Origin of the sequence: Flavobacterium sp. Root935 (assembly GCF_001429295.1) — a bacterium.
Lineage (GTDB): Bacteria > Bacteroidota > Bacteroidia > Flavobacteriales > Flavobacteriaceae > Flavobacterium.
In genome coordinates this window covers 1,227,118-1,240,081 of record NZ_LMJL01000008.1, presented here as the reverse complement: position 1 = coordinate 1,240,081, position 12,964 = coordinate 1,227,118, and the positions used below count along the sequence as shown (strand labels likewise).

Genomic DNA, 12,964 nt, shown 5'->3' with positions numbered 1-12,964 from the left:
TAATAAAATTACGATAGCGATTTATTATATGTTCATTTTTAAATTGCCTAATTCTAGGTATTTAAAAGTGAGTAATAAAATAAGAGTATGGTACTTAAAAAATATTCTTAAAATAATCGATTCTTGTGAAGAATGCATTTTTGAAGAGAGAGTTTATATTTCAACCGGAAAAGATAAAATTTCAATTGGTCATCATACACATATTAACGAAGGAGTATTTATACAAGCAGCAAAAATTGGAAACTTTGTTTTAATCGCGCCAAATGTATCTATATTATCAAATGCTCATGTTCATGAAAGGTTTGATATACCAATTATGCTTCAGGGAATGACATCAAATGAACCTGTAACGATTGAGGATGATGTATGGATTGGTAGAAATGTTATTATAATGCCCGGTTGTATTATAGGTACAGGTTCTATTGTGGGTGCCGGAGCAATAGTAACTAAAAACATTCCTCCTTTTTCAATCGCAGTTGGTGTTCCTGCAGAAGTAATTAAAAACCGAAAATAAACCAGTTTTTTTTCCTNTTTTTTTTTTGATTTATTTATAAAAATAGAAAACTAAGATCATAAAGCAATACTGATTAAGAGAATACTCATTTTAAGAAAGACTTTGTACCATGATTCCAAAAATAAAGATATTAAATATAAACATTCAATCTCTGTCAAAAGCAGAACTATTAAAAAAACTTAACAAAGGGGTGTTAGTTACTCCAAATTTAGACCATATGGTAAAATTGCAAAAGGATAAAAGTTTTTACAATGCTTATCAAAAAAGTGATTGGGTCATTTGCGATAGCAAAATACTATTGCTAGTATCGAGGTTTTTAGGGAGACCAATTAAAGAAGCTATTCCGGGGTCTTCATTTTTTAGTTCATATTGTACTTTTCATAAAAACAATCCTGACGTAAAAATATTTCTATTAGGTGCCGCTTCAGGCGTTGCTGATCAAGCTATGCTAAACATTAACAAAAAAGTTGGCAGAGAGATTATTTTAGGGTGTCATTCTCCAACATTTGGTTTTGAAAAAAATGATTTGGAATGTCAGGGAATTATCAAAATGATTAATGATTCAAATTGTAATGTTCTGGTTGTTGGAGTTGGAGCTCCAAAACAAGAGAAATGGATCATTAAGTACAAGGATGAAATGCCCAGTATTGATTTATTTATGGCTTTAGGTGCCACTATAGATTTTGAAGCAGGAAATATAAAAAGAGCTCCAATCTTTTTTCAAAAATTTTATTTGGAATGGCTTTATAGATTCTCTAAAGAACCTAAAAGATTATGGAAAAGATATTTTATAGAAGACCCTGTTTTTTTTTATCATTTGTTGAAGCAAAAATTGGGATTTTACAGTAATCCTTTTTAATAAAATTAATATACATATTTATTTAAAGTCAATTGCTTAATTGTGTTATTTCTATTTTGCATTCAATAGTGATATATAAAAAAATAATTAGTTATGAAAATTTTACAAAAACTATCTAACTATAGTTTTTCAAGATATTTCCAAATACTATTCATATTCTGGGATGTGATATTGCTTAATACGGCAATACTTATTTCAGGATTAATAAAATTTGAAAGTCTGGACAGACTTTTCTTAAAAGAAACACAAACAATATCGTTATTAGAAAATTTAATTTGGCTTGGGCTTTTATTATATAAAGATTCCTATAGAATTATCAGAGTCGAAACGATTGAATCTATATTATCAAGAACAATAAAAAAAGTTATTGTTCATGGATCAATTGTTGCCATTTTTGTTGTCTTTTTAGATTACTCCGATATTTCGAGATTTCAATTGCTTTATTTTTATATTTTTTTCTTTTCATTTTTAATGCTTTCCAGAATTTTTTCGATGAAAGTTTTAAAATATATCAGAATGAAAGGCTATAATTTCAGAAACGTTATCATTGTAGGAGCTAATGATACTGGAAATCGCATTCGCAAAATATTAGCTAAAAATTTAACTTACGGTTATAGGTTTCTGGGGTTTTTTGATGAAAAGGAAAATATTTCTGGTTCAATTTCTAAAAACATTATCGGAGGATTTGAAGATGTTCAGAACTTTATTAGTAAACATCAGGTTGATGAAATGTACATCACACTTCATATTAATGATATTGATATAATTAATAAATTAATTCAAATATGCGAACAGCATATGGTACGAATAAAATTTATTCCAGACTTTCAATTGTACACTAAATCTAGTCGAGTTGAAATCTCTTTTTATGAAAACACACCTGTTTTAATGTCACGAAGAGAACCTTTGGAAAATTCATTAAATCGAATCATAAAAAAGATTTTTGATATGTGTTTTTCCTTTCTAGTAATAACTCTGTTATTTCCTTGGCTGTTTCCTATTTTGATGTTAATTATAAAAATCGAATCTCCAGGACCAGTTTTTTTTAAACAAGAAAGATCAGGAAGGGATAATAAACCATTTTCATGTTTAAAGTTTAGGAGCATGCATATTAATGATGGTTCACATAAAAAACAAGCTCAGAAAGGCGATAAACGTGTTACAAAATTTGGTGCTTTTATGAGAAAGACAAGTATTGATGAACTGCCTCAATTTTTTAATGTTCTGTTTGGTAATATGTCAGTTGTCGGGCCAAGACCACACATGTTATATCACACCCAAGCGTATAAGGAATTAATTAACAATTATTTGGTTCGTCACTATGCAAAACCTGGAATTACAGGATGGGCACAGGTAAATGGTTATCGTGGTGAAACAAAAGAACTGGTCGACATGGAAAACAGAGTAGAGTTTGATATTTGGTACATAGAAAATTGGAGCTTGCTCTTAGATATAAAAATCATCATAAAAACAGTTCTCAATGTATTTCATGGAGAAAAAAATGCGTACTGATTTAGTACTTCTATAGATTCAAAATATAATCCTAGCAGAATAATTTAGACTATTCCTGTCCTATAATTTTTTTAAAATCAAGTTTAATGAAATCTAAAATTAATTTTTTGATGAGAAACATCAGTTTCTTGTCAATCATACTTATTCTTTTTTCCTGTGCTTCAAAAAAAGATCTAATATATTATCAAAATATTGATTCATTGGAAACAAAGCAAAATGAAAACTCATATGAAGTTAAAATTCAGCCAGACGATTTACTTATGATTATCGTCTCTGCTGATGATCCTGAAGCAGCTTTACCTTTTAATTTAAAAACGTACAGTATTTCTAATAATAACAAACTTGATGTGAGCCGAGGCCAAGAAACAGTTCAGACTTATTTGGTGGATTCTAAAGGCAATATTGAATTTCCAATCGTCGGAAGTATTAAAATAGGAGGACTTACACGTACAGAAGCCCTTCAATTATTGCAAAATAAGATTGGTAATTATATTAAGAAACCAATTATAAATCTTCGTATAACAAATTTTAAGGTTTCGCTGCAGGGTGAAGTCAATTTACCAGGGACTTATAATGTAGCTTCCGAAAGAATTACATTAATAGAAGCTTTAAGCATGGCAAAAGATTTAACAATTTATGGTAAAAGGGACAATATTCTTGTTATTAGAGAAACAAATGGTGTAAAAACATACAATAGAGTTGATATAACAAAAGCTGACTTTATGAATTCGCCTCTTTATTATTTGGCTCAAAACGATATTGTTTATGTTGAACCAAATAGAACAAAAGTCAATTCATCTGCAGTTGGTCCCAATACTTCTGTAATTATATCCGCTGTTTCTATTTTAGTTTCCCTAGCAGTTTTAATTTTTAAATAAAAACAAATGCAAAAAAGAGATTATTACAACGATTTTATCGATGATGAAATTGAAGATGACAACTTTAGAGAACAGTTGGAAAAATACTTAGTTCATTGGCATTGGTTTTTATTTAGCATTATTATTGGTTTAGTTGGAGCTTTTACATATTTATGTTATGCAACAAGAACATATGAAGCGCACACAACCATATTGGTTAAAGATGAGAAAAAAGGAGGCATACTTTCAGAATTATCAGCCTTTTCAGATATAGGCCTTGGTGGAAGTATGAAAAGTAATGTAGATAATGAAATTGAAATTTTAAAATCAAGAAGCCTAATAGAAAAGACAATTAAAAAATTAAATCTTAATATTTCTTTATATGCTGAAAAAAATATAGTTGACCAAAATATATATCAAGATGCGCCAATACGCGTCAATTTTATAAATCGAACAGAATTATTTGATGACACTAAAATTATATTAAAATGTAATTTATTAAGTTCGGAAACCTTTTCATTAAAGAATGAAATAGAAAATGAAGCAAATGTCAATTTTATTTTAGCATCTAAAAAAGAGTTTAAATACGGAGAAAAAATACCAACAAAGATTGGTACTTTAATTATTGATAAAGCACAATTGTCTGACAACAACAAAACTGATAAATTTGAATCTATTTCTATTCAAATCAAACCATTCGATGAGGTTGCAGAAGATTTTAAAAAAAGACTCAAAATTGATCCTATAAGTAAAACAAGTAGTATTGTAGAGGTTTCAATTACAGATCCGGTGGCAAATAGGGCAGAAGCATTTTTAGATAATTTGATTCAGATTTATAATGAAGATGCTGCTGAGGATAAAAATCTAATATCTGAAAACACCTCTGAGTTTATTTCAAACAGACTTTCTTTGATAACAAAAGAACTTGATGGTGTAGAACAAAACGTAGAAGGATTTAAAAAAACGAATAGATTAACAGATATAAATTCTGAAGCTAAGCTATTTATCGAAGGATCAAATGAATATGATAAAAAGGGAGTAGAAACTGAAATTCAACTAAATGTCATTTCTTCATTGTTAGGTTTTATGAAAAACAGTACTAATTCAGACTTACTTCCTTCGAATATTATTACTGATAAAGGAGATGCAGGAGGTTTAATTAGCGCCTACAATCAACTGGTATTAGACAGAAACAGGATTTTAAAATCGGCAACAACTGACAACCCGTCTGTAATTAAATTAGACCAGCAAATTAATTCTTTGAAATCAAGTGTTACGGCTAGTTTAAATCGAATCCAGTCCAATCTCGAGATTCAAAATAAAAACATCAGAAATCAAGAAGGAATTTTAAACAATAAAATTGCTAAAATTCCAGTTCAGGAACGTCAATTAAGAGGGATAGCAAGACAGCAGAAAGTAAAGGAAGAATTATATTTATACTTACTTCAAAAAAGAGAGGAAACAGCAATTTCACTTGCGGCAACAGAGCCTAATGCAAGAGTAATTGATAGCGCAAAAGCGGAACAGACACCAGTTAACCCGAAGAAAAAAATTATCTATTTAGCGGTAGTCTTATTAGGGTTGCTAGTTCCATTTGTGATTATTTATGCGAATGACTTATTAGATACCAAAATCAAAAACAGCAATGATTTGGAAGGAAAAACACAAATTCCATTTATTGGCGAAATACCTTCTTGCAATGATATTTCTGAATTAATTAAATCCAATAGCAGAAGCAGCTCTGCAGAAGCTCTTCGGATTGTCAGAACCAATCTTGGATTTATGTTGAACAAGGTAGAAGAAGGTAAGGCTAAAACGATATTTGTAACTTCAACCTTTGCTTCTGAGGGAAAAACATTTGTTTCAACGAATTTAGCAGCAAGTTTTGCATTACTGGAAAAAAGAGTTTTACTTATGGGAATGGATATTAGAAGTCCACGTCTCAATGAATATATGGATCTTCCTGCCGAAGGGGTAACAAATTATTTATCATCAAATGATCATAATGTTGACCAATATATTGTAAAACATACTGGGTATGAAAATTTTTATATATTGCCGGCAGGTGTAGTTCCTCCAAATCCAGCTGAATTATTAATGGATAATAAAAAAGTAGATCAATTATTCGAAAAACTAAAAAAAGAATACGATTATATTATTGTTGACACTGCTCCATCCAGTCTTGTAACAGACACTTTACTGGTTGCGAAAAACGCTGATACTTTTGTGTATATTATGCGAGCCAGATTTTTAGAAAAAAGAATGATATCAATTGCAAACGGATTTTTTAGAGACAAAAAACTTCCAAATATGTGTATTGTTCTTAATGATACAAATCCGCAACAAAAATACGGTTATGGATATGTTGAAAAAAGTTCGAAAGCAGGATGGTTCAAGAAACTTATCGGTTAAATTTATAAAAGGAAAAAAACGGCTCAATATATTTGAGCCGTTTTTTTTACGACCAAGCCATTGTATAATATGTCCTTAATCTAAAGTTTCACAAGAATTGATTTAAAAATAGTATATAAGAATAATTAAAATGCTATTTTCGTCATCCAGACTAAAAAACAAATCTTATCTAGAGAAATAAGCCGAAGATGAATTTTTTGCAAAACTTATCACGTTATCGTTTTTCGCGTTACTCCAAATTCTTATTTGTGTGCTGGGATCTTTTATTATTAAATTTTGCTATATATCTGTCTGCTATGGCGAGATTTGGGGATTTAGACAAGCTTTTTTTAAAAGACGAAAAAACGATTTCATTATTGGCGAACCTAATCTGGATAGCTTTACTGATGCAAAAAGACTCTCATAGAATTATTAGGATAGAATATATCGAATCAATTTTAAGAAGAACAATTAAAAAGATTTTTATGCATGTTGCGTTAATAGTCTTTTTTGTGGTTCTTTTAAAATATACAGACATCTCCAGACTCAGGCTATTGTACTTTTACCTGTTTTTCTTTGCTTTGCTCGTGATCTCTCGTTATGTGTTAATGAAGATCTTAAAATATATTAGAGCTAAGGGATATAATTTTAAAAAAATCATCATTGTAGGGGCTAATGAAACTGGGGAAAAGATGCGCAAGATATTAGCTAAAAATTTAACCTATGGCTACAAATTTTTAGGTTTTTTTGATCAAAAAAATGAAATTGAAAATCATTCTATTCCTATTACAGGGGGATTCGATGATGTAGAAGAGTTTATTATTAGAGAAAAAGTAGAAGAAGTTTATGTGGCTCTGCATATAGACAATATTGAAATAATAAATAAGCTGACAAAAATATGTGAGCAAAATTTGGTAAGGATCAAATTTATTCCAGATTTCCAGTTGTACACAAAATCCAGTAAGGTTGAGGTAGCTTTTTACGAAAACACACCTGTTTTAATGCTGCGTCCTGAACCTTTAGAATTAACACTTAACAGACTCCTAAAAAAAATATTTGACCTCTGTTTCTCGATACTCGTTATAATTTTAATCTTTCCCTGGCTATTCCCAATACTAATGTTAATTATCAAATTAGAATCACCAGGCCCAATATTTTTCAGACAAGATCGTTCTGGTCGTGACAATAAATCATTTTCATGTTTTAAATTTAGAAGTATGTACGTAAATGATTTAGCACACGATAAACAGGCAGGAAAAGGAGATTCACGTATAACAAAATTTGGGGCCTTTATGCGTAAAACAAGCATTGATGAGCTGCCTCAATTTTTCAATGTTCTTTTAGGAAATATGTCTGTTGTAGGACCAAGGCCTCATATGGTCAATCTAGCTAAAGAATATGGGGAACTAATAGATAACTACTCTGTCCGCCATTATGCAAAACCTGGAATTACAGGTTGGGCCCAAGTAAATGGCTATCGAGGAGAAACAAAAAAGCTCTCTGATATGGAAAATAGAGTGGAATGCGATATTTGGTATATAGAAAACTGGAGTTTGTTATTAGATATTAAAATTATAATTAGAACAATTATGAATATTGTTCAAGGCGAAGAAAATGCTTATTGATACTCTAAAAGTATTAAATCTTAAAAAAAGAATTATTTGCAATTACTTCTTTCAAAACAGAAACACTACTAACATTCACTTTTTGTTCAAAAGATCTGATATGCTTATTATGATGTACATCAGTTCCTGCAAAATCATACATTCCTTTTTTTAGAAGCTGTTCGGCTGTCTTGCTAATCTCACTTCCATAATACCCAACAACAGAAAGTAAGTTTAACTGAAATTTACACCCCGCCTTTTTTAATTTATCATATTCATTGAAGTTTTTATGATAAAACAAATATCTCTCAGGATGAGCCAGAACAGGGATATATCCTGCGACCTGTAAATCAAAAAATATCTTATAAAGCTGTACAGGAGCATTAATGTATGACATTTCTACCAGTACGTAATTATCTTTTAAAGTTAAAAGCTTTTCAGTTCTAAAGTGCCTTTCAAACCAATCGTCCATAAAATATTCAGCAGCAGCCTTAAAAGGTATTTTTATTTGATTTTCTTCTAATGCATTTTGTGTTTCCTGAAGTTTTGATTGTATAATTTCAGAAGAGTTATTCCAAACATAATGACTGATATGCGGTGTCGTGATAATTTGACTTATTCCTAATTTTTGAAAAGATTTAGTAAGTTCAATAGATTTCGCAAGAGATTTAGCACCATCATCAATTCCTGGTATAAGGTGAGAATGAATGTCAACAAAACTGCCGTCAAGCAAGTCTTTTAATGCAGGTTTCGATTTAAAGAATGTGAACATGGGGTAAAGCTATGTAACTCAATTTATAAGTGACAAAATTAACATAGAAATTGTAATAAGACATTTTAGAATTATACTATATTTGATTTTTAGTAAAAAAGTAAAAAATTATGAAAATAAAAACGAATTTGTTTAATCAGAGAATTATTTCTATAGATGCTTTGCGTGGAATTACGATTTTTGTAATGATTTTTGTAAATGAGTTGGCAAGTATTCAAAATGTCCCTCAATGGATGAAACACATGCCTGCAGATGCAGATGCAATGACTTTTGTAGATTTAGTTTTTCCTGCTTTTTTATTTATTGTCGGAATGTCAATTCCGTTTGCTTTTAATGCCAGATTACTAAAAGGAGATACTACAAAAACAATTTGGACCCATACTTTCAAACGAGCTTTGGCACTTATAATTATTGGTGTTTTTATGGTTAATGCCGAATATGGTTATGATGCTTCTAAAATGATAATTGCGCCTGCTTTTTGGGGACTTTTGGCGTATGCCATGCCAATTCCGATTTGGAATAAATATCCCAAAGATTTTCCTATTTGGCTGAAAAATGTACTTCAGTATGGCGGAATTCTGGTTTTAATTGCCCTTTACTTTTTGTATATTCAAGACACTGGAGAAAGAGGAATGACTCCAAAGTGGTGGGGAATTTTAGGACTTATAGGCTGGGCATATCTTTTTACAGTAGTTTATTATTGGCTAGTATCTGGAAATCTTTGGGCAATGATCGGATTTTTAGTTTTTTGCGTGGTTATGAATTCTTTAAATCTTATCGAAAATTCATTTGTTCAAAAAATTTCTTGGCTTAGTTTCATCGCTGGACATCTAACACATGCTGCTTTAGCCTCTGCAGGGATAATTATTTCGTTATTGTTTTTTGATCGAAAAATCGAAAACAAAATCAATTGGCCGGTTATTGGTTTTATAGTTTTGTTCTTTGCCACTGGATTTGCTCTCCGACCTTATTTCGGGATCTCAAAAATACAAGGAACTCCTTCATGGACAATGCTGTCAGCAGGAATTTGCACAATCTTATTTTACTTTCTATATTGGTTAATGGAAGTTAAAAAACAGACAAAATGGAGTGACTTTTTTATGCCAGCCGCTGCAAATCCGTTATTGATTTATATTTTGCCGGGCGTTATTTATTATTTCTGTAAAGCATTCAATATTCATATTATTCCGGGATATTTTAGAGAGGGAGTTCCTGGGATTATTTGGTCTTTGGTATTTTCTACGATTATGCTTTTCGTGATGAAAATCTTGAACAAATACAAAATTCAGCTGCATCTTTAGTTAGTATTCAGTCTCAGTCTCAGTTTCCAGTCTCAGTATTCAGTGTTAAAAACTGAAAACTGTCACTGTGACTGAAAACTAAAAAAAGACCGATTTTATCCGTAATACATCTCCAGAAACTGGACTATAATTTACGAAGTTGAATTTGCATAAATTGTGAATATCTAAAACTTTTCCATCAGGAAGTTCGTCTTGTTTGAAATTTAACCACGGAATTTTTATCGTTCTAAAGTGGTTTGGAGATGCAGGCAGACTAACTCTTGGGTGAGAACCACCGTGCACACAGCGAGTTCCTTCAGGATTTCCTTCTCTGGCTTGTAATTTTATAATCTGAGTAGATTGATACGTAATTTCAACATACTTTGATTCGCTGGAAAGATTGGTCGAAATTCCGTCATTCGTTTCAGATGCTGTGATCATTACATTCAGTTCTATTTCGCCTTTTGGATTATCTTTCGCAGTAACCGAAACGATTCCTTTTTCTAAACGGATGGAATTTATAGTTTCTTCCTTTTCTTTAACAGGACCGGCGATAAACCATTTATTCAACTTTACAAGATCTTGCTTTTGTTGATCATTTTGAGAAAAACAAAAAAGGGAAAAAAGTAAAAAGGACACAAATAGATAACGCATAGGAGTTTAAAATCAAATGTTTAGATATTCAAATGTAACTTTTTCTATTCATTTTAAAATTCTTTTTTATTCACTTAAAAATTTGACTATAATTCTTAATAAAGTTTTAAATTTGTAAGAAGAGTTTTTAAAATATTGTAAGTGAATAGTTTAAGAATTGTATCAGCACTCTCTTTTTTCTTAATCGCCTCGTTTTGTAATGCGCAAAACGACAGCATAAGTATGGGAAATCGAGACATTCTAGATGTTATTCATAGAATTTTTGATAAAAATGATACAATCAAAAAAGACAATCAAAAAAAATTAGCATTCTCTTTGCTGCCAGTTCCTGTAGATGTAAATTCCAGTACAGGTTTAGTGGTTTCTTTTTTAACTACATTTTATTTAGGCGAAGATCATCAAAAAACTAAAATGTCTCAGGTTACATTTTCCCCTTATTTCAGTTTTACGAAACAATATGTTTTTCCTATTCAGACTTATGTTTATACCAGTGAAGATAAGTGGAATTTTATTGGAGATTATCGGTATATGATTTATCCGCAGCTTACTTATGGATTGGGCGAACATGAGTCAAAAAAAGAAATGTCAACTCTCGATTATCAGCAGTGGCGTTTTTATCAGTTCATAACCAGAAAAATTATTGGTAATTATCGTTTGGGAGTCGGTTTTCTTTTTGATAATTACCAGAATATTTCTGAAGAATCTTATATAGATGAAGAAACAGATTATTTTAAATATATGAATGGCAATTATTCTGATGAAAGTTCTTTTGGTTTTGCTGTTCAAGGTTTATACGATTCTCGAAAAAATATTATAAATCCAGAACAAGGATTGTATGTAGAAGCCGATTTGCGAATTAACACCAGCGGAGTGGAAGGAGATAAATGGCAGTCATTGTATATTGATGCTCGAAAATATCATTCATTTAGTACAACCAAACACAGAGTCTGGGCATCGAGAGCTTTTTATTGGTCAACCTTTGGCGGAAAACCACATTATTTAGATCTTCCAAGTATTGGCTGGGACCGCGACGGAAAAACAGGGCGCGGTTTTACCAAAAACAGATATAGAAGTAATGCCTTGATTTATTTTGAAACCGAATATAGAACGGATATTAGCCGAAATGGATTTTTTGGTGCCGTATTTTTTACCAATATTTCCTCGGTTTCTAAGTTGGATACTTACGATTTTAAAAAATGGAATCCAGCTGTGGGAACAGGAATTCGGATCAAATGGAACAAACGAAACGGCAGCAATCTCGCGCTGGATTACGGAATTAGTAAAAACGATTGGTCATTGCGTTTGGGGTTATCAGAAAATTTCTAACTTTCGACCCAAATTTACAGATCAAATATTCATGCAGTTATCGATTATTATTCTCAATTATAATGTCCGTTACTTTCTGGAGCAATGCATTTTAAGTGTTCAGGAAGCGATTGCTGCAATTGAGGCCGAAATTATTGTTGTAGATAATAATTCGTCAGACGAAAGTGTTTTGATGATGCAGGAAAAATTTCCAGAAGTTACTTTGATTCAAAACAAAGAAAATTTTGGTTTCCCGAAAGGGAATAATATTGGTTTTCGTCAAGCGAAAGGAAACTACATCTGTATATTAAATCCCGATACTGTTGTTGCAGAAGATACCTTTACTAAAATTCTGGCTTTCGCCGAAAGGCAGTCCAATCTCGGCATTATTGGCTGTAAATTAATTGACGGGACGGGAAATTTTCTTCCAGAAAGTAAACGCGGTATTCCAACGCCTTGGGTTGCATTTACTAAAGTTTTTGGGTTGTATAAAATCTTTCCCAAAACAAAACTTTTTAATCAATATTACGCGCAGCATTTAAGTGAAAACGAAACAGGAAAAGTTGATATTCTAGTAGGAGCTTTTATGTTTTTAGAAAGTAAATTATATCAAGATTTAAATGGTTTTGATGAAGATTGTTTTATGTATGCCGACGATATCGATTTGTCATATCGTGCGCTTCAGAAAGGGAAAAACAACTTTTATTTTCACGATACCACAGTTTTGCATTATAAGGGAGAAAGCACAATAAAAGACGAAAAATACATGAAACGTTTTCAGGAAGCTATGAATTTCTTTTATGCGAAACATTTTAAGAAATCATGGTTTTTTAGTTTTTTCATTCAAGTTGGAACTTGGTTTTTTTCTATTGTAAAAATGTTTCAGGGAAATGTAAAAGAAAAACCATTGCCAGAATGCTATATTTTGTACTCTGAAAATGCGAATTTATCTGAAAAACTAGCTTCGATTTTAGAAAATAAAGTTAGTTTTTTGAATTTGAAAAAAGAAAAAATGGTAAATTCGTGCCTGATTTTAAAGGGTAAAAAGACAGAGATCATTTTGGATAATCAATATGTTTCATTCAAAAAATGTATCAATATAATAGAAACTCTTAAAGATAAGAACATTACTTTTAAGATTTTCCCTAAAAGAACAGCTTTTATTATTGGAAGTAATTTAAGAAATGGGAGAGGGGAAATCAGAAAAATTAAGTAA

At 30.9% G+C, this 12,964-nt stretch carries 11 protein-coding genes; 9 read left to right on the top strand and 2 right to left on the bottom strand.

What is annotated here, in order from left to right; translation table 11 throughout:
- Window positions 1-67 precede the first annotated feature (67 nt).
- The 6 genes from ASE40_RS22535 to ASE40_RS10445 all read left to right on the top strand — a co-directional run bounded on the left by ASE40_RS22535 (window position 68) and on the right by ASE40_RS10445 (window position 7,758).
- A complete protein-coding gene (locus tag ASE40_RS22535) occupies window positions 68-514 on the top strand; it encodes an acyltransferase (RefSeq protein ID WP_317039087.1) in 447 nt (148 codons plus the stop codon).
- A 109-nt stretch (window positions 515-623) separates the two neighbouring features.
- Complete coding sequence (locus ASE40_RS10465; RefSeq protein WP_057116888.1) at window positions 624-1,373, top strand: WecB/TagA/CpsF family glycosyltransferase; 750 nt, start codon at window positions 624-626, stop codon at window positions 1,371-1,373.
- Window positions 1,374-1,466: 93 nt separating this feature from the next.
- Window positions 1,467-2,885 carry an undecaprenyl-phosphate glucose phosphotransferase gene (locus tag ASE40_RS10460; RefSeq protein WP_057116887.1) on the top strand — a complete coding sequence of 473 codons (1,419 nt, stop codon included), beginning with the start codon at window positions 1,467-1,469 and terminating at the stop codon, window positions 2,883-2,885.
- Between the two features lie 86 nt (window positions 2,886-2,971).
- Complete coding sequence (locus ASE40_RS10455; protein WP_057116886.1) at window positions 2,972-3,763, top strand: polysaccharide biosynthesis/export family protein; 792 nt, start codon at window positions 2,972-2,974, stop codon at window positions 3,761-3,763.
- Between the two features lie 6 nt (window positions 3,764-3,769).
- Window positions 3,770-6,154 (top strand): GumC family protein, encoded by a 2,385-nt coding sequence (locus tag ASE40_RS10450; protein ID WP_057116885.1) that lies wholly within the window; start codon window positions 3,770-3,772, stop codon window positions 6,152-6,154.
- Between the two features lie 188 nt (window positions 6,155-6,342).
- On the top strand, window positions 6,343-7,758 hold the full coding sequence (locus ASE40_RS10445) for an undecaprenyl-phosphate glucose phosphotransferase (RefSeq protein ID WP_057116884.1): 1,416 nt from the start codon (window positions 6,343-6,345) through the stop codon (window positions 7,756-7,758).
- A 13-nt stretch (window positions 7,759-7,771) separates the two neighbouring features.
- Here ASE40_RS10445 and ASE40_RS10440 read toward each other — a convergent pair whose 3' ends face one another.
- Window positions 7,772-8,509 carry a tyrosine-protein phosphatase gene (locus ASE40_RS10440; protein WP_057116883.1) on the bottom strand — a complete coding sequence of 246 codons (738 nt, stop codon included), beginning with the start codon at window positions 8,507-8,509 and terminating at the stop codon, window positions 7,772-7,774.
- A gap of 110 nt (window positions 8,510-8,619) precedes the next feature.
- On the opposite strand from ASE40_RS10440, the gene ASE40_RS10435 reads away from it, so the two are divergent.
- Entirely contained in the window at window positions 8,620-9,810 is a 1,191-nt protein-coding gene (locus ASE40_RS10435) for a DUF5009 domain-containing protein (RefSeq protein WP_057116882.1), read from the top strand.
- 78 nt (window positions 9,811-9,888) lie between these two features.
- Here ASE40_RS10435 and ASE40_RS10430 read toward each other — a convergent pair whose 3' ends face one another.
- Window positions 9,889-10,359, bottom strand: coding sequence for a hypothetical protein (locus ASE40_RS10430; RefSeq protein ID WP_241774354.1), 471 nt, complete (start codon window positions 10,357-10,359; stop codon window positions 9,889-9,891).
- A gap of 306 nt (window positions 10,360-10,665) precedes the next feature.
- Here ASE40_RS10430 and ASE40_RS10425 point away from each other — a divergent pair, with 306 nt between their 5' ends.
- On the top strand, window positions 10,666-11,769 hold the full coding sequence (locus ASE40_RS10425; RefSeq protein WP_057116880.1) for a hypothetical protein: 1,104 nt from the start codon (window positions 10,666-10,668) through the stop codon (window positions 11,767-11,769).
- Between the two features lie 31 nt (window positions 11,770-11,800).
- Window positions 11,801-12,964, top strand: coding sequence for a glycosyltransferase family 2 protein (locus ASE40_RS10420; RefSeq protein ID WP_057116879.1), 1,164 nt, complete (start codon window positions 11,801-11,803; stop codon window positions 12,962-12,964).